Annotated in this window: 17 protein-coding genes; 12 read left to right on the top strand and 5 right to left on the bottom strand. The window is 63.6% G+C overall.

Features of this window, described 5'->3' with window-relative positions; translation table 11 throughout:
* Nucleotides 1-10: 10 nt before the first annotated feature.
* The 5 genes from kdpD to ACSBQV_RS09200 form a co-directional block, all read right to left on the bottom strand.
* On the bottom strand, nt 11-2707 hold the full coding sequence (kdpD, locus tag ACSBQV_RS09220; RefSeq protein ID WP_033633919.1) for a two-component system sensor histidine kinase KdpD: 2697 nt from the start codon (nt 2705-2707) through the stop codon (nt 11-13).
* A 73-nt stretch (nt 2708-2780) separates the two neighbouring features.
* Nucleotides 2781-3350 carry a potassium-transporting ATPase subunit KdpC gene (kdpC, locus tag ACSBQV_RS09215; protein WP_099785374.1) on the bottom strand — a complete coding sequence of 190 codons (570 nt, stop codon included), beginning with the start codon at nt 3348-3350 and terminating at the stop codon, nt 2781-2783.
* 18 nt (nt 3351-3368) lie between these two features.
* Nucleotides 3369-5438 (bottom strand): potassium-transporting ATPase subunit KdpB, encoded by a 2070-nt coding sequence (kdpB, locus tag ACSBQV_RS09210; protein WP_033642184.1) that lies wholly within the window; start codon nt 5436-5438, stop codon nt 3369-3371.
* A 26-nt stretch (nt 5439-5464) separates the two neighbouring features.
* Nucleotides 5465-7153, bottom strand: a complete 1689-nt coding sequence (gene kdpA, locus ACSBQV_RS09205; protein WP_099785372.1) for a potassium-transporting ATPase subunit KdpA — start codon at nt 7151-7153, stop codon at nt 5465-5467.
* The gene (locus tag ACSBQV_RS09200; protein ID WP_016928742.1) at nt 7153-7242 is read right to left on the bottom strand and encodes a K(+)-transporting ATPase subunit F; all 90 of its coding nucleotides are present in this window, start codon (nt 7240-7242) and stop codon (nt 7153-7155) included. The genes kdpA and ACSBQV_RS09200 overlap by 1 nt, the downstream gene beginning before the upstream one ends.
* A gap of 441 nt (nt 7243-7683) precedes the next feature.
* On the opposite strand from ACSBQV_RS09200, the gene ACSBQV_RS09195 reads away from it, so the two are divergent.
* The 12 genes from ACSBQV_RS09195 to nei all read left to right on the top strand — a co-directional run bounded on the left by ACSBQV_RS09195 (nt 7684) and on the right by nei (nt 17978).
* On the top strand, nt 7684-7893 hold the full coding sequence (locus tag ACSBQV_RS09195; RefSeq protein WP_004939916.1) for a YbfA family protein: 210 nt from the start codon (nt 7684-7686) through the stop codon (nt 7891-7893).
* 142 nt (nt 7894-8035) lie between these two features.
* The gene (locus ACSBQV_RS09190; protein WP_033651168.1) at nt 8036-8992 is read left to right on the top strand and encodes a YbgA family protein; all 957 of its coding nucleotides are present in this window, start codon (nt 8036-8038) and stop codon (nt 8990-8992) included.
* 16 nt (nt 8993-9008) lie between these two features.
* Nucleotides 9009-10439 (top strand): deoxyribodipyrimidine photo-lyase, encoded by a 1431-nt coding sequence (phrB, locus tag ACSBQV_RS09185; protein ID WP_099785370.1) that lies wholly within the window; start codon nt 9009-9011, stop codon nt 10437-10439.
* A 22-nt stretch (nt 10440-10461) separates the two neighbouring features.
* Nucleotides 10462-11442 carry an MBL fold metallo-hydrolase gene (locus ACSBQV_RS09180; RefSeq protein ID WP_033642189.1) on the top strand — a complete coding sequence of 327 codons (981 nt, stop codon included), beginning with the start codon at nt 10462-10464 and terminating at the stop codon, nt 11440-11442.
* An 18-nt stretch (nt 11443-11460) separates the two neighbouring features.
* The gene (locus tag ACSBQV_RS09175; protein ID WP_099785368.1) at nt 11461-12204 is read left to right on the top strand and encodes a type 2 GTP cyclohydrolase I; all 744 of its coding nucleotides are present in this window, start codon (nt 11461-11463) and stop codon (nt 12202-12204) included.
* Between the two features lie 159 nt (nt 12205-12363).
* Entirely contained in the window at nt 12364-13020 is a 657-nt protein-coding gene (gene pxpB, locus ACSBQV_RS09170) for a 5-oxoprolinase subunit PxpB (RefSeq protein ID WP_099785366.1), read from the top strand.
* On the top strand, nt 13014-13946 hold the full coding sequence (pxpC, locus tag ACSBQV_RS09165; protein WP_047572334.1) for a 5-oxoprolinase subunit PxpC: 933 nt from the start codon (nt 13014-13016) through the stop codon (nt 13944-13946). Before pxpB ends, pxpC begins: the two co-directional genes overlap by 7 nt.
* Entirely contained in the window at nt 13936-14676 is a 741-nt protein-coding gene (pxpA, locus tag ACSBQV_RS09160; protein WP_004939906.1) for a 5-oxoprolinase subunit PxpA, read from the top strand. The genes pxpC and pxpA overlap by 11 nt, the downstream gene beginning before the upstream one ends.
* Nucleotides 14677-14731: 55 nt before the next feature.
* Nucleotides 14732-15463: a DUF969 domain-containing protein gene (locus ACSBQV_RS09155; protein ID WP_016928734.1), complete on the top strand. Its 732-nt coding sequence runs from the start codon at nt 14732-14734 to the stop codon at nt 15461-15463.
* The gene (locus tag ACSBQV_RS09150; RefSeq protein ID WP_033642193.1) at nt 15460-16479 is read left to right on the top strand and encodes a DUF979 domain-containing protein; all 1020 of its coding nucleotides are present in this window, start codon (nt 15460-15462) and stop codon (nt 16477-16479) included. Before ACSBQV_RS09155 ends, ACSBQV_RS09150 begins: the two co-directional genes overlap by 4 nt.
* Nucleotides 16480-16487: 8 nt before the next feature.
* Nucleotides 16488-17132, top strand: a complete 645-nt coding sequence (pcp, locus tag ACSBQV_RS09145; protein ID WP_016928732.1) for a pyroglutamyl-peptidase I — start codon at nt 16488-16490, stop codon at nt 17130-17132.
* 54 nt (nt 17133-17186) lie between these two features.
* Nucleotides 17187-17978, top strand: a complete 792-nt coding sequence (gene nei, locus ACSBQV_RS09140) for an endonuclease VIII (protein ID WP_099785362.1) — start codon at nt 17187-17189, stop codon at nt 17976-17978.
* The last annotated feature ends 6 nt before the right edge of the window (nt 17979-17984 follow it).

Genomic DNA, 17984 nt, shown 5'->3' with positions numbered 1-17984 from the left:
CCTGCGTTGATTACAGATCGAAGGCGTCGCCGTCGATCTCGGGCGGTTTTTCCAGCGGCAGCACGAAGCGGAAGCTGGCGCCGCCGTTGGCGCCGTTTTCCGCCCAGATGCGGCCGTCATGCACTTCAATAATGGCACGACAAATCGCTAACCCCAAGCCGACGCCGGGGATCGCCGACTCTTTATTGCCGCGTGAAAACTTGTCGAAAATCAGCTGCAGCTGATCGGCGGGGATGCCGGGGCCGTTATCCCAGACCTCGACTTCCAGCCACTCGGGCAGCGTGCGGGCGCGAATGCCGATGGTGGCCTCGGCGCCGGCGTATTTATTGGCGTTTTCCAACAGGTTGGTGAACACCCGTTCCAGCAGGCTGCCGTCGCAGTTGACCAGGATCTGTTCCGGCGGCAGCTCGACCTCGATTGGATGCTGGCTGAGCAGCGGCTCCAGCATGTGCAGCGAAGCGCCGACGATCTCTTCCAGCGACTGCCACTCTTTACGCAGGCTGAAACCGCCGGACTGGATGCGCGCCATATCCAGCAGGTTGTTCACCAGCCGGGTGGTACTCAGCACCTGCTGGCGGATCTGGCTGGCCTGGGTGGCGTGATTGGAGCCTTCGGCCGCCAGGTCCAGCGTGAGAATTTCCGCCTGGCCGAACAACACGGTCAGCGGGGTGCGCAGATCGTGCGACAGTGCCGCCAGCAGCGAGTTGCGCAGCTGTTCGCGTTCGGCGTCCAGCTTGGCTTCTTCGGCGCTGCGCGCCAGGTGCAGCCGTTCCAGCGCGCTGGCGATCAGCACTGCGAAGGTTTGCAGCAACCGCTGTTGTTCCGGCACCATCAGCTGGCGCAGGTTGTTGGGTTCGATCGCCAACAGGCCGAAGGTCTGTTTGGGGGTATTGAGCGGCAGCAGTTGGTAAGGCACCCCGGGCAGGGTGTCGGTGCCGGCGCCGGCCGGCAAGCCTTTATCGAAACTCCAGCGCGCGATGGCTTCGTCTACCGACAGCAGCCCGCCTTCCTCGCCGATCATTTGCTGCAGCCGGCCGTCTTCCTGCGGCAGCAGCAGCACGGTTTTCGCCTGGAAGCTGCTGGAGAGGAAATGACGGCTGGTGTTGGCGATGTCGGCCACGGTCAGCGCGCGGCTCAGCCCGCGTGACATTTCGTACAGATGGCGCGCCCGCTGCTCGCGATAGCGCGCCACCCGGGCCTGATAACGCACCCCGGCGGTCAGGTTGCCGATGATGATGCCGACGGCGAGCATCACGCCGAAGGTCAGCAGATACTGCATATCGCTGACGGCGAACGACCATTCGGGCTGAACGAAGAACAGATCGAAACTGGCGACGTTGATCACCGCCGCCAGCACCGATGGCCAGCGGCCGAAGAACAGCGCGACGATCGCCACGCCGAGCAGGTAGACCATCACCAGGTTGGCCTGATCGAAGCCCGGCAGCAGCCACTGCGAGAGCAGGGTGATCAGCGCGCACAGCGCCACCGCCACCGCGCAGCCGCGCAGCTGCATGCGCCATTTCTCATTGAAGCTGCGGCCGTCGTGCTCCTTGCCCGGCGGCGGCTGCGCGGCGTCGCTGTCCAGCGCGACGATCACCAGATCGAGATCCGGGCCCAGCCGGCCGAGGCGATCGGCAAAACTGCCACGCAGCTTCCAGCGCTGCTCGCTGCGGCGGCCGATGATGATTTTGCCGAGGTTATGTTCGCGGGCGTAGCGCAGCACTGCGCGCTCTTCGGACGGATCGGCCAAGGTGGCGGTTTCGGCGCCCAGCTCCTGCGCCAGCCGCAGCGCGCGCAGAATGGCGCGGCGCTGGTTTTCCGGCAGCCGGTGCAGCTTGGGGGTTTCCACGTAAACCGCATGCCAGTGGCAGCCGAGCCGCGCCGCCAGCCGGGCGGCGATGCGCACCAGCTTTTCGTTGCCGCTGTTGTGGCCGACGCACAGCAGAATGCTGTCGCGGGTGTGCCACACTTTCTCGCGCCCCTGGGTGTCGCGAAACTCGCGCATCTGGTCATCGACCCGATCGGCGGTGCGGCGCAGCGCCAACTCGCGCAGGGCGATCAGGTTGCCTTTACGGAAAAAATGCTCGATGGCGCGCTCGGCCTGACCGGGAATATACACTTTGCCTTCGTGCAGCCGTCGGCGCAGATCGTCCGGCGGCAGATCGACCAGCACCACTTCGCTGGCCTCGTCAAACACGTGGTCGGGCACCGTTTCGCGCACCCGCACGCCGGTCACGCCGCCCACCACGTCGTTCAGACTTTCCAAATGTTGCACGTTGACGGTAGTCAGCACGTCGATGCCGGCGTCCAGCAGCTCTTCCACATCCTGCCAGCGTTTGGGGTGGCGCGAACCGTGGGCGTTGCTGTGCGCCAGTTCGTCCATCAGGATCAGCGCCGGATGGCGCGCCAACGCGGCGTCGAGATCGAATTCATGCACCAGTCGCCCACGATGCTGGATGCGCTTTTGCGGCAACAGCGCCAGGCCGTCGAGCAGGGCGGCGGTCTCGCTGCGGCCGTGGGTTTCCACCACGCCGACCAGCACATCCAGCCCCTGGGCGCGCAAACGCTGGGCCTCCTGCAGCATGGCGTAGGTTTTGCCCACGCCGGCGCAGGCGCCGAAGAATACCTTCAACCGGCCGCGCGGTTTTTCATTGGCCAGCGCCAGCAGGCTATCGGGATCGGGACGCTGCTGTTCTTCTTCGACCATGACAATTCCTTGTGTTACCAAGCAAAAAGGGGTTCGGCATGCCGAACCCTATCACTATGCTGAATACGGCGCGTTACTTCAACGCATCCAGCGCCAGGTTCAGCTTCAGCACGTTGACCACCGATTCACCCATGAAGTTGGGCGTGGCCCGATCGGTGTTGTCTTCGATCAGTTTGGCAACCTGTTCCGGCGGCAGATGACGCGCCGCCGCGACCCGCGCCAGCTGATAACGCGCCGCAGCGGTCGAGATCTGCGGATCCAGCCCGCTGCCGGAGGCGGTCAGCAGATCCACCGGGATCGGGCCGCTCATGGCCGGATTGGCCTGGCGCAGCTGCGCCGCGCGTTCGGCGATAACCTTATCCAGCGCCGGGTTGGTGGCCGCCAGGTTGCTGCCGGCGGAGGCCTGTGGATTATAGGCTGAATCGCCGGTCGCCGACGGGCGGCCCCAGAAATAGTCGGCGCGCGTGAAGTTCTGGCCGATCAGCGCGGAGCCGACCGCCTTGTCGCCCTGGTACAGCAGCGAACCGTTGGCCGCGCCCGAAAACAGCAGCTGCGCCAGCCCGGTGGTCAGCAGCGGATAGGCGATGCCGGTGATCAGCGTCAGCAGGATCAACATCACCAGCGCAGGTCGTAAATACGTCATGTTCTTTTCCCTCAATGGTTAACCGGCGACGTGCAGCGCGACCAGGATCAGGTCGATCAGTTTGATGCCGACGAACGGCACCAGCAGACCGCCGACCCCGTACAGCCACAGGTTGCGGCGCAGCAGAGCCGCGGCGCTCATCGGCTTGTAGCTCACCCCTTTCAGCGCCAGCGGGATCAGAAACACGATCACCAGGGCGTTGAAGATCACCGCCGACATGATGGCGGAGGCGGGGGAGTGCAGGTGCATCACGTTCAGCGCGTTCAGCTGCGGATAGGTGGCCGCGAACGCCGCCGGAATGATGGCGAAGTACTTGGCCACGTCGTTGGCGATGCTGAAGGTGGTCAGCGAGCCGCGCGTCATCAGCATCTGTTTGCCGATATGCACCACTTCGATCAGCTTGGTCGGGTTGGAATCCAGATCGACCATGTTGCCCGCCTCTTTGGCGGCCTGGGTGCCGGAGTTCATCGCCACCGCCACATCGGCCTGCGCCAGCGCCGGGGCGTCGTTGGTGCCGTCGCCGGTCATCGCCACCAGACGGCCTTCCGCCTGATACTGGCGGATCAGCGCCAGCTTGGCTTCCGGCGTGGCTTCCGACAGGAAGTCGTCCACCCCGGCTTCGGCGGCGATCGCCGCCGCGGTCAGCGGGTTATCGCCGGTGATCATCACCGTTTTGATGCCCATCTTGCGCAGCTCATTGAAGCGCTCTTTGATGCCGCCCTTGACGATATCCTTCAACGCCACCACGCCTAGCACCCGTGCGCCTTCCGCCACCACCAGCGGCGTGCCGCCGGTGCGCGCCACGCTTTCCACCAGATCGTCCACCGCCCGCGGGAAGTGCCCCTGATTGGTTTCGACGTGACGGCGAATGGCGTCCACCGCGCCTTTACGGATCATGCGCTCCTGCACGTTGACGCCGCTCATGCGGGTCTGGGCGGAGAAGGGCACGAAGGTGGCGTTCAGCGCCTGCAGATCGCGCTCGCGCAGGTTAAAGCGCTGTTTGGCCAGCACCACGATGCTGCGGCCTTCCGGCGTTTCGTCCGCCAGCGAAGCCAGCTGCGCGGCGTCCGCCAGCTCTTGTTCTTTCACGCCCGGCGCCGGCAGGAACTCCGAAGCCTGACGGTTGCCCAGCGTGATGGTGCCGGTTTTATCCAGCAGCAGCACGTCCACGTCGCCGGCGGCTTCCACCGCGCGGCCGCTGGTGGCGATTACGTTGGCGCCGAGCATGCGGCTCATCCCGGCCACGCCGATGGCGGACAGCAGACCGCCGATGGTGGTGGGGATCAGGCAAACCAGCAGCGCGACCAGCACGGTGATGGTGACCACGCTGCCGCTGCCGGCCGCCTCGACGCTGTATTGCGAGAACGGGAACAGGGTGGCGGTAGCCAACACGAACACGATGGTCAGCGCCACCAGCAGGATGGTCAGCGCGATTTCGTTCGGCGTTTTGCGGCGTTTGGCGCCTTCCACCATGGCGATCATGCGATCGAGGAAGGTTTCCCCCGGGTTGACGCTGCACTGCACCACCAGCCAGTCGGACAGCACGCGGGTGCCGCCGGTGACCGAGGAGAAGTCCCCGCCGGATTCGCGGATCACCGGGGCGGATTCCCCGGTGATGGCGCTTTCATCCACCGAGGCGCCGCCCTCCAGCACTTCGCCGTCGCACGGAATGGTGTCGCCGGCTTCCACCAGCACGATATCGCCTTTGCGCAGGCTCTCGGCGGCCACTTTCTCCGTGGCGCCGTCGCGGCGCGGGCCGGCCAGTTTTTTCGCCCAGCTGGTTTTCTTGGTGCCTTTCAGGCTTTCCGCCTGGGCCTTGCTGCGGCCTTCGGCCAGCGCCTCGGCGAAGTTGGCGAACAGCACGGTGAACCACAACCACAGGGAGACGCTGCCGGTAAAGGCGGCGGCGCCGTCGGTTTGGCCGGCGAGGATCGCCAGCCAGATGGCGGTGGTCAGCAGGCTGCCGATATACACCACGAACATCACCGGGTTGCGCCATTGAACGCGAGGGTCCAGTTTTTTCACCGCATCGATCAGCGCGGTGCGCACCAGAGCCGGTTCAAACAGCGCGCGTTGTTTGCGAGTCATCTCTTATTCTCTCTCTGTGACGTCTGTTAGTTTGCCAACCAAAGTTGCAAATGCTCGGCCACCGGGCCCAGCGCCAGCGCCGGCACGAAGGTCAGCGCGCCCACCAGCAGCACGGTGCCGATCAGCAGGCCGATAAACAGCGGCCCATAGCTCGGCAGGGTGCCGTTGCCCGCCGGCTGGCGTGGCTTGGCGCTCAGCGAACCGGCGATCGCCAGCACCGGCAGGATCACCCCGAAGCGGCCGACGAACATGGCGAAGGCCAGCAGCAGGTTGTAGAACGGCGTATTGACGCTCAACCCGGCGAAGGCGCTGCCGTTGTTGTTGGCGGCGGAGGACAGGGCATACAGCACTTCGCTGAAGCCGTGGGCGCCCGGGTTGAGGATGCCGGCGCGGCCCGCGTCGGTGCCGATGGCCAGCGCGCTGCCCAGCAACACCAGCGTCGGCGTGACCAGGATCGCCAGCGCGGTCATCTTCATGTCGTAAACGTCGATTTTTTTGCCCAGATATTCCGGGGTGCGGCCGATCATCAGACCGGCGATAAACACCGTCAGCAGCACGAACAGCAGCATGCCGTACAGGCCGGAGCCGACGCCGCCGAATACCACTTCACCGATCTGCATCAGCCACATCGGCACCATGCCGCCCAGCGCGGTGAAGGAGTCGTGCATGGCGTTGACCGCCCCGCAGGACGCGGCGGTGGTCACCACCGAGAACAGGCTGGTGGCGAGAATGCCGAAGCGCGACTCTTTGCCTTCCATATTGATGTTGCTGTCAGCGCCCAGCGCGCTCAGGTGCGGGTTGCCCGCCAGCTCGGCGTACATCACCACCACCACCGCCACCACGAAGATCAGCGCCATCGCCCAGATCAGCGCGTGGCCCTGACGGTTTTCACCGGCCAGTTGTCCGAAAGAGAAGCACAGCGCGCAAGGGATCAGGAAGATGGCCAGCATCTGCACGAAGTTGGTCAGCACGGTCGGGTTTTCGAACGGGTGCGCCGAGTTGGCGCCGAAGAACCCCCCGCCGTTGGTGCCGAGCATCTTGATCGCTTCCTGCGAGGCGACCGGCCCCATCGGCAGCGTCTGCTGCGCGCCTTCGAGCGTGGTGACGTGCAGGTAAGGCAGGAAGTTTTGCAGCGTGCCCTGGCTGACGAAGAACAGGGCGATCAGCAGCGCGATCGGCAGCAGCACATACAGCGTGATGCGGAACAGATCGGCCCAGGCGTTGCCGACGGTCTTGCCGGCGCGGCGGGTAAAGGCGCGGATCAGCGCAAAGGCCACGGCGATGCCGGTGGAGGCGGAAACGAAGTTCTGCACCGCCAGCCCGGCCATCTGGCTGAAATAGCTGAGGGCGCTTTCACCGCTGTAGGCTTGCCAGTTGGTGTTGGTGACGAAGCTGACGGCGGTGTTGAGCGCCAGATCCCAGGAGAGGCCAGGGAAGCCTTGCGGGTTGAGCGGCAGCGAGCCCTGCGCCATCAGCAGGGCAAACAGCAGCGCCAGGCCGAGCAGGTTAAACGCCAGGATCGCCAGCGCATACTGCCACCAATTCATCTCGGTGGGGCGGATGCCGCAGGCGCGCCAGACGCCGGCTTCCACTGCGCGTAGCGCAGGCAGCGGCTCACCTTCGATCAGGCGCGCCATAAAACCGCCCAGCGGCCGGGCCAGCAGCAGAAGCACCAGCAGGAAACTGGCGATCAGTAAAAAGGCTGAAGCCGCCATCAGAAATCCTCCGCGTTAAACAGGGCGTAGACCAGATAGGCCAACAGCAGCAGAACCAACAGCGCACCACCAATAACGCTGAAACTCACGGGACACCTCCAGAGGTGTTGTTTTTGATAGAGGCAGTGTAGGGAGCGGGGTAGAAAGAAGATGAAAAAATCGCGCAGGCGGGTGTAAAAAAAGTATAAAAATGGCTGAAATTTCAGCGAAAATTGAGCATTTCAACCAGCAGGTTGGCGGCGAGATTGCGCCTGATGAGTGAATAAGCAAGGGCAGAGGCGTGGCAGCAGGAACCGGATAATAACCACAACGTAACCAATGTTAAGTTAAAAATTAACTTAGCTGTAACAAAATTACGAATCGCCGCGGTGATTAGCGATTTTTTGTGCGATTTAGTGGTCGGATGAGTAGTAAACTTTCATCAAGTGCGCTAAAATTTTGTCCAGTTACCAAATTACCGATTGTTCATTTGATACGCCCACGCCGTTTTCCCTGACAAATCAACGGCAGGCGTTTTTAAGGAGGTTCGCATGTCTACGACCTATCACGCTTATTCACTGCATCGGATTCTCCTGCGCCGCAGCGCAGTGGTGATCGCGGGCATTTTGGCCCTGCCGGTGATGCTGTTCCGCAGCGATCGCGGGCGTTTTTACAGCTACCTGCACCGCGTCTGGTCAAAAACCAGCGATAAGCCGGTCTGGCTGCAGCAGGCGGAACTGGCGTCCTGCGACTTCTACTGAGTCACTGCCGACTCACGAACAACCCTCGCCCTGCGGCGGGGGTTTTTTTATGCCCCAAGCCCGATGCCGTCAAGCGCAAGGTCGTATTTGGCAAGCCATTCTTCTACACTTTCCCCATCGACCAACACCACGAGAGAACGGTATGAGTGACAAGATCCCTATCGGCATCAGCGCCTGTTTACTGGGCGACGCGGTGCGTTTCGACGGTGGCCACAAGCGGCTGGCCTTCGCGGTGGAACAGTTGGCGCCCTATGTGCGCTTTGAGCCCGTATGCCCGGAAATGGCGATCGGCCTGCCCACGCCGCGCCCGGCGCTGCGCCTGGTGAAACAGGCGCAGCCGTGGCCGGCGATGCGCTACAGCAACGACGCCGGCGTGGATCTGACCGAGGAGATGCGCAGTTTCTCCGCGCAGCGCGTGGCCGCGTTGCAGCACCTGTGCGGCTATATCGTCTGCGCCAAGTCGCCGAGCTGCGGCCTGGAACGGGTGCGGGTCTACAGCGAGAACGGCAAGGACTCGCGTAAAAACGGCGTCGGGCTGTTTACCGCCGAGCTGCTGCGCCAGATGCCGTGGCTGCCGGTGGAAGAGGATGGGCGTTTGCAGGATGCGGCGCTGCGGGAAAACTTTATCGAGCGAGTGTACGCGCTGTATGAGTTGAACATGCTGTGGCGTCAGGGGCTGACCCGCGGCGGGCTGATCGCGTTTCACAGCCGCTACAAGCTGTCGCTGCTGGCGCATTCGCAGCCGGCGTACCGCGAACTGGGGCGTTTCGTCGCCGACATTCATCGCTGGGACTCGCTGGAAGACTTCGCCGTGGAGTACCGCAGCCGCCTGATGGCGCTGTTGGCGCACAAGGCGACGCGCCGCAACCATACCAACGTGCTGATGCACGTGCAGGGTTACTTCCGCCGCCAGCTCAGCGCGGCGCAGCGCCAGGAGCTGGCGCACCTGATCGACCGCTACCGGCAGGGCATGCAGCCGCTGCTGGCGCCGATCGCCTTGCTTAAGCATTACATGGCGGAATACCCCGACAGTTATCTGGCGGAACAACGCTATTTCGAACCTTATCCGGAGGCGCTGCGTTTGCGTTACGGCCATTGATTGACAAGGGAATTTTATGACCACGCATCTGGTCTGGTTGCGTAACGATCTGCGTATCACCGACAACAAAGCGCTGCACGCTGCCTGCAGCGATCCCAAAGCCCGGGTGCTGGCGGTGTTTATCGCCACCCCGCAGCAGTGGCGGGAACATGAGATGGCGCCGCGGCAGGCGGCGCTGATCCACGCCAGCCTGCGGGCGGTACAGCAGGCGCTGGCGCAAAAGGGCATTGCGCTGCATTGCCATGCCGGCACGGACTTTGCCGCGTCGATCGACTGGCTGGCGGAGTATTGCCGGCGAGAGCAGGTGGACGCACTGTTTTACAACCGCCAGTACGAACTGAATGAACGGCGACGCGATGCGCGGCTGGAGCAGCAGTTGAATGGACGGGTAACGTGCCACGGTTTTGATGACAGCCTGCTGTTGCCGCCGGGCAGCGTGCTAACCGGCGGCGGCGAGATGTACAAGGTTTATACGCCGTTTCGCAACGCCTTCATTCAGCGCCTGACTGAGTCCGACGTGAGCTGCCTGCCGGCGCCGAAGATCCGTGCCGATGGCGCGTTGCCTGCGCCTGAAGCGCCGGCGGCGTTCGATTATCCCGCGGCGGACATCGGGGATGATTATCCCGCCGGCGAGGAGGCCGCGCTGCAGCGGCTGCGCGCCTTTTGTCGTGAGCAGGTGCAAGATTACCTTCGGCAGCGCGATCTGCCCGCCATCGCCGGCACCAGCAGCCTGTCGCCCTATCTGGCGATCGGCGTGCTGTCGCCGCGCCAGTGTTTTAACCGCCTGCGCGCCGAATGCCCGCAGCTGCTGGAAGATCGCGAGAGCGGCGCTTTCGCCTGGCTGAACGAGCTGATTTGGCGCGAGTTCTATCGCCACCTGCTGGTGGCCTACCCCGAGCTGTGCCGCCATCGTCCCTTTATCGCCTGGACGGACAAGGTGCGCTGGAGCGCTGACGCGGCGAAGCTGCAGGCCTGGCAGCGGGGCGAAACCGGCTATCCGATCGTCGATGCCGCCATGCGCCAACTGAACGCTACCGGCTGGATGCACAACCGGCTGCGCATGATCAGCGCCAGTTTTCTGGTGAAGGATCTGCTGATCGACTGGCGCGCCGGGGAGCGCTATTTCATGTCGCAACTGCTGGACGGGGATCTGGCGGCCAATAACGGCGGCTGGCAGTGGGCGGCCTCCACCGGCACCGACGCCGCGCCGTATTTCCGCATCTTTAACCCGACCACTCAGGGTGAACGTTTTGATCCACAAGGCACTTTCATCCGTAAATGGTTGCCGGAACTGGCGGATGTGCCCGACAATGACATCCATTACCCCCACCGCTGGGCGGAAAAGCAGCGCCGTACGCTGAACTACCCGCTGCCGATCGTCGATCACAAACAAGCCCGCGTGGAGACGTTGGCGGCGTTCGAGGCGGCGAAACGGGGAGAGTCTTGAGGCAACTGCAAGGAGCGACGTAATGATGAAAAAGGTGCTGGCCCTGTGCCTGAGCGGCTATTCTGCGCTGGCGATCGCCGGCTTTGACGTGGTGGCGCTGGGCGTCGACGGCGGCGTCAGCGACGGCAACCTGACCTCTTATCTGATCCGCAGCGATAATCAGCCGCAGTATGTGGCGCTGGACGCCGGCTCGCTGCTGCCGGGCATCGCCAAAGGGCTGGAGAAGGGCAGTTTCCCGCAGGTGACCCCCGAGCTGGCTGCGCCTTACACGCCGCAGGGCTATGTGTTCCGGCAGTTGATCGGCGGCTATTTCATCAGCCACGGCCATCTGGACCACGTGGCGGGGCTGATCGTCGGCTCGCCCGAGGATAATAAAAAAACCGTTTACGCCCAGGCGGACACCGTGCTGACCCTGCGCAACCATTACTTCAACTGGAAGGCCTGGCCGAACTTTACCGACGCCGGCAACGGCTCGCGGCTGGGCACCTACCGGCTGCAAACGGTGCGGCCGCAGCAGCGCTTTACCCTCGGCCTGACCGGGTTGACCGGCGTGATGTACCCGCTCAGCCACGATCGCTACCCGTCGTCAATGCTGCTGATTTCCAACGGCAACGAGTTCTTCGCCTACTTCGGCGATACCGGGCCGGACAAGGTGGAGCAGTCGCGCGATCTCGATACCGTGTGGCGCGTGCTGGGGCCGCTTGTCGAGCAGAAAAAGCTCAAGGGCATGATTATCGAAACCTCTTACCCCAACGGGGTGGAGGACAAACATCTATACGGCCATCTGACGCCGGCCTGGCTGCTGAAGGAGCTGAAGAACCTGACGCAGTACAGCGGCGGCGAAGGCTCGCTGAACGGTCTGCCGGTGGTGATCAGCCACATCAAGCCGAGCCTGAAGCAGGGCGAAGACGCGCGCGCCGCCATTGCGCAGCAGCTGGCGCAGGGCAACGATCTGGGGGTGAAATTCATCCTGATGGCGCAGGGCGATCGGCAGACATTTTGACTATGAAGAGAGAAGAGAATGCGTAACCTCGATCTGGAACAACTGATCAACACGGAACTGAATGCCGCGGCGTTTCAGGACTATGCCCCCAATGGATTGCAGGTGGAAGGGCGCCCGCACGTGCAGCGCATCGTGACCGGCGTCACCGCCTGTCAGGCGCTGTTGGACGCCGCGTTGGCGCATCAGGCCGACGCGATCATCGTGCATCACGGCTATTTCTGGAAAAACGAGGCGCCGGCGGTGCGCGGCATGAAGCGCAACCGCCTGAAAACGCTGTTGACCCACGACATCAATCTGTACGGCTACCACTTGCCGCTGGACGCGCATCCGGTGCTGGGCAACAACGCGCAGCTGGCGCAGGCGCTGGGCATTCGGGTGATTGGCGACGTCGAGCCGCTGGTGCCGCACGGGGAATTCGAACAGCCGCTGACCGGCGAAGCGCTGCAACAGCGCATCGAAAGCCGGCTGGGGCGCGCGGTGCTGCACTGCGGCGATAACGCGCCTGAGCATATTCGCCGAGTGGCCTGGTGCACCGGCGGCGGCCAGGGCTTTATCGACAGCGCGGCGCGCTTCGGCGTCGATGCTTTCATCAGCGGTGAAGTGTCTGAGCAGACCATTCACAGCGCGCGCGAAATGGGCGTGCATTTCTTTGCCGCCGGCCACCACGCAACCGAGCGCGGCGGCGTGAAAGCGCTGGGGGAATGGCTGGCTCAGCACCACGGTTTTGATGTGACCTTTATCGATATCCCGAATCCCGCCTGATTTTTTTCTGCGTCGGATCCAGCCCGGCCTGCGCGCCGGCTGAATCCTTTTACCGCGCTATTTCCTTATTTTCCTTATGGTTGCGTTCTATTGACAGCCGGGGCTGCGTCACGCATAACTGGTGTGTTTTTCAGCGCGATAATAATAAGGAGAATAAGGGTGCAACAAGCGCGTTATTACCTTTTAGGTGAAAGAGCGGTAGTGCTTGAACTGTCGCCGCCGGTGACGTTGTCGAGCCAGCAGCGCATCTGGGCGCTGGCGGAAAAGCTGAATCATCATCCCGACGTGCGGGAAGTGGTGCCGGGAATGAACAACCTGACGCTGCTGTTGCATACGCCGCAGGCCGACGCCGAAGCGATGCTCGCGTTACTGCAGCAGGGGTGGGAAAGCAAAGAGCGCCTGACGCCGGAGTCGCGTCAGGTGGAGATCCCGGTTGTCTACGGCGGGGAACAGGGCCCTGATCTGGATGAGGTGGCGCGCCATACCGGCATGACGCCGCGACAGGTGGTGGAATGCCATGCGGCGGCGGCTTACGTGGTCTATTTTCTCGGCTTTCAGCCGGGCTTCTCCTATTTGGGCGGCATGCCGGAAAAACTGGCGACGCCGCGCCGCGCCGAACCGCGTCTGGCGGTGGCGGCCGGCTCCGTCGGTATCGGCGGCGGCCAGACCGGCATCTATCCGCTGGCGACGCCCGGCGGCTGGCAGCTGATCGGCCGCACGCCGCTGGCGTTGTTCAATCCCCATGAAATGCCGCCGACGCTGCTGCGCCCGGGCGATAGCGTACGCTTTGTGCCGCAGAAGGAGGGCGTATGCTGATTATTCTGCGCGCCGGCATCTATACCACGGTGCAGGATTTGGGCCGTGAAGGATTTCGCCGTCTGGGCATCAGTACCGGCGGCGCGTTGGATCAACCGGCGCTGAAGATCGCCAACCTGCTGGTGGGCAACGCGCCGGAGGCCGCCGGGCTGGAGATCACGCTCGGCCAGTTCAGCGCCGAGTTTACCCGTCCCGGCTGGATCGCCCTGACCGGCGCCGGCTGCGACGCGCAGCTGGACGGTAAGCCGCTGTGGACCGGCTGGCGCTACCCGGTGAAAAAGGGGCAGCGGCTGGTGCTGGGCACGCCGAAGCGCGGCATGCGCAGTTATCTCGCGATCGCCGGCGGTATCGCCGTGCCGGAAATGCTGGGCTCGCGCAGCACCGACATGAAAGCCGCTTTTGGCGGGTGCGAGGGGCGTAATCTGAAGGACGGCGATCGGTTGCCGCTGGGCAAATCCGCCGCTGAACCGCAAACCCGCTGTGGCGTGAAGCAGTTGCTGTTCACCAATCGCATCCGTGCGTTGCCGGGGCCGGAGTACGCCGAATTCAGCGAAGAGGCGCAAGATGCGTTTTGGCGCGCCGCCTGGCAGCTCAGCCCGCAGAGCAACCGCATGGGCTACCGTCTGCACGGCGGCACGCCGCTGGCACGCACCACCGACAGAGAGATGCTGTCGCACGGCCTGATGCCCGGCGTGGTGCAGGTGCCGCACAACGGCCAGCCGATCGTGCTGATGGCCGATGCGCAAACCACCGGCGGTTACCCGCGCATCGCCTGCGTGATCGAAGCCGATCTTTACCATTTGGCGCAGATCCGTCTCGGCGAACCGATCCATTTCGTTCTCTGTTCACTGGCCGAGGCGCAGCGCGCCAAGGCCGAGCAGGATCTTTTCCTTCGACAGATTGCCTGGGGGTTACATGATCGTTGATTTGAACGCCGATCTCGGCGAAGGCTGCGCCAACGACCAAGCGCTGTTGCAATTGGTGAGCTCGGCCAACATCGCCTGCGGCTTCCACGCCGGCGATGCGCAGACCATGCGTCAGTCGGTGCGCTGGGCATTGCAGTACGGCGTGGCGATCGGCGCCCACCCGAGTTTTCCCGATCGGGAGAATTTCGGCCGCACTCGCATGCAGCTACCGCCGGAAACGGTGTACGCGCAGGTGGTGTATCAGCTCGGGGCGCTGGCGGCCATCGCCCGCGCCGAGGGCGGGGTGATGGTGCACGTTAAGCCGCACGGCATGCTGTACAACCAGGCGGCGGTTGAGCCGGCACTGGCAGAAGCCATCGCCCGGGCGGTGCAGGCGGTCGATCCGGCGCTGCGGCTGGTGGGGCTGGCCGGCAGCGAGCTGATCCGCGCCGGGCAACGGCTCGGTCTGACCACCCGGCAGGAGGTGTTCGCCGATCGCGGTTATCAGGCCGACGGCACGCTGGTGCCGCGTGGTTTGCCGGGGGCATTGATCGAGGATGACGAACAAGCGCTGGCGCAAACCCTGGAGATGGTGCGCCATCACCGGGTGCGCAGCGTCGATGGCGTTTGGACCGCCGTACAGGCGGAGACCGTCTGCCTGCACGGGGACGGCGAGCATGCGCTGGCGTATGCGCGCAAGCTGCGGGACAGTTTTGTTCAACAGGGCATCCGCGTCAGCGCAGAGCAGTAAAGCAAGACACAACATCACAAACAAAAAAATTATTAGAAAATATCGAGGGAAGACTATGGAACAGGCCGTGAATCTCTGGCCACTGATCGGCATCGCCGCGATCGTGGTCGGGTTTGTATTGCGTTTCAATCCGGTGCTGGTGGTGATCGCCGCCGGCATCATCACCGGTCTGGCGGCGCTGATGCCGCTGGACGTCATTCTGGAAAAGCTCGGCGAGGGCTTTCTCAATACCCGAAACCTGCCGCTGATCCTGCTGCTGCCGCTGGCGGTGATCGGCCTGCTGGAACGTCACGGGCTGAAAGAGCGGGCGCAGGCGTGGATCGCCAAGATCAAAAGCGCCACCGCCGGCCGTTTGCTGATCGTGTACCTGTTCGTGCGCGAGATCACCGCGGCGATGGGGCTGACCAGCCTGGGCGGGCATCCGCAGATGGTGCGGCCGCTGCTGGCGCCGATGGCGGAAGGGGCGACGGAAAACCGTTACGGCGAGCTGCCGGAGCGCACCCGCCACCGCCTGCGCGCCATGTCGGCCGCTACCGACAACGTCGGGCTGTTCTTCGGCGAGGATATCTTCGTGGCCTTCGGTGCGATCATCTTCATGCATAACTTTATGCTGGAGTCCGGCGGCATTCAAACCGAGCCGCTGCATATCGCGCTGTGGGGCATTCCGACCGCCATTTTCGCTTTCCTGATTCACGCCTTCCGGCTGTATCGGATGGATAAACAGCTGAGCGCCGAGCTGGCGCAGCTGAATCAGGCGGCGCTGCAGGCGAAGGGGGAAGCGCGATGAACTTCCAGCAACAATACCTTTACTGGCTGGCCGGCGCGGTGCTGCTGATTGTGGCGGTGATGTCCTTGCGCGATCGCGCCAACCCGCGCCGCATCACCACCGGGCTGTTTTGGGGGCTGTACGGCCTGGTATTCCTGGTCGGCGACTGGACTTATCGCCTGTTGGGCGATGTACTGGGTGAGGGCAGCAACGAAAAACGCATGCTGCATATCATCGTTGGCGCGGTGGTGGTGGTGATGGCTCTGATTGCCGGCTTCGGCGGCGTGCGCCTCGGCAGCTATCACCAGCGGACGCCGCAGGAGCGCGAGGCGAGCGCCAAGCGCCTGGGCAACAAGCTGTTCATTCCCGCGCTGGCGATCCCGGTGGTGACGGTGGTCGGCGTGCTGCTGTTTAACAACGTGCCGGCGTTGCAAAACGCGGTATTCGGCAGCGGTAACCACGCGACGCTAATTACCCTGTTCTCGATGACCGTCGGCTGCCTGATCGGGTTGGCGATCGCGGTGACAATGACCCATGAGAAGGCGCTGCAGCCGATACAGGAAGCGCGGCGCCTGCTGGATTCGATCGGCTGGGCGTTCATTCTGCCGCAGATCCTCGCCACGCTGGGGCTGCTGTTTACCGTCGCCGGCGTCGGCACTGCGATCTCGCATTTGACCCAGGAATATCTGGCGGTCGATAACCGCTTTATCGCCGTGGCGGTCTACGCTATCGGTATGGCAGTGCTGACCATGGTGATGGGCAACGCCTTCGCCGCGTTCCCGATCGTTACCGCCGGCATCGGCATTCCGATCCTGGTGTTGCAGCACGGCGGCAACCCGGCGGTGATGGCGGCGATCGGCATGTTCTCCGGCTATTGCGGCACCCTGATGACGCCGATGGCGGCGAACTTCAACATTGTGCCGGCGGCGCTGCTGGAGTTGCCGGACAAGAATGCGGTGATCAAGGCGCAGGTGCCGACTGGCGTGCTGCTGCTGTTGGTTAACGTGTTCCTGCTGTATTTCCTGATGTTCCTGTAGGAGTAAGGATGCAAAAAGTATTGATTACCGGCTTCGAGCCGTTTGGCGGCGAGCGCCTCAATCCCTCCTGGGAAGTGGTGAAGCAGCTCAACGATATGGAACTGGTGGGCACGCGTATCGTGGCGCGCCAGTTGCCGTGCGTGTTCGGCGCCGCGCTGGAGGCGCTCAATGCGGCGATCGACGAGGTGCAGCCGGTGATGGTGCTGGCTATCGGCCAGGCCGGCGGCCGCACCGATATCACGATTGAACGGGTGGCGATCAACGTCGACGACGCGCGTATTCCCGACAATCAGGGGCAGCAGCCGGTGGATGAGCCGATCGTCGCCGGCGGTCCGGCGGCCTATTTCAGCACTTTGCCGATCAAAGCGATGGTGAGTTCGATGCGCGAGGCCGGCATTCCGGCCGCCGTTTCGCAGACTGCCGGCACCTACGTGTGCAACCATGTGATGTATGGGCTGCTGCACCGTTTGAGCGGCCAACGCGAGGTGAAGGGCGGTTTTATCCATATCCCGTATCTGCCTGAGCAGGCGGCGGCGCACCCCGGCGCGCCGAGCATGGCGGCTTCGACGGTGCTGTTTGCGCTGGAGCTGGCCGTTTCCATCGCTTTGCAGGTGGAACACGATCTGAAAGTGGTGGGCGGCGCGACGCATTAATCAAGAGAATCCCCGGCGCATCGGGCTGCGCCGGGTCTACGCAAGGAGTGGTCTATGCCGGAAGGACCGGAGATCCACCGGGCGGCGGACAAACTGGCGGCGGCGGTGATCGATCAGCCGCTGACCGCCGTCGATTTCGCTTTTCCCCAGTTGAAGCACTACCGCCAGCGTTTGCTCGGCGAGCGCATCGTCGCCATCGAGCCGCGCGGCAAGGCGCTGTTGACCCACTTTTCCAATGGGCTGACGATGTACAGCCATAACCAGCTGTACGGCGTATGGAAAGTGGCGGCGGCGGGAGAGACGCCGGAGACCAAGCGCGATCTGCGGGTGCGGCTGGAAACCGCTCGCAGCGCAATATTGCTCTACAGCGCGTCCGACATCACCGTCGGGCCGCGGGAGGAGATAGAACAGCACCCGTTCCTGCAACGCATCGGCCCCGACGTGCTGGACATGTCGTTGACGGTGGCTGAGGTGCAGGAGCGTTTGCTGACGCCGCGTTTTCGCCGCAGGCAGCTGGGCGGCATGCTGCTCGACCAGGCGTTTCTCGCCGGATTGGGCAATTATCTGCGCGCCGAAATTCTGTGGCAGGCCGAACTGGCGCCGCAGCACAAACCGCAGGATCTGGCGCCGGAAGCGCTTTGGCGTCTGGCGGAGGCGCTGCTGGCGGTGCCGCGTCTTTCCTATCAGACTCGCGGGCAGGCGGATGAGAACCGCCATCACGGCGCGCTGTTTCGCTTCAAGGTGTTTCATCGCAGCGGCGAGCCCTGTGAGCGCTGCGGCGCGATGATTGTGCGCACCGACCTGTCGTCGCGGCCGTTTTATTGGTGCCCGGGCTGCCAGAAATAAGCAAAA

Origin of the sequence: Serratia sp. B501 (genome assembly GCF_051172315.1) — a bacterium.
GTDB classification, from domain to species: Bacteria; Pseudomonadota; Gammaproteobacteria; order Enterobacterales; family Enterobacteriaceae; genus Serratia; species Serratia ureilytica.
Note: the sequence above shows the minus strand (reverse complement) of the source record. Positions and strands in the feature narration are given on the sequence as shown.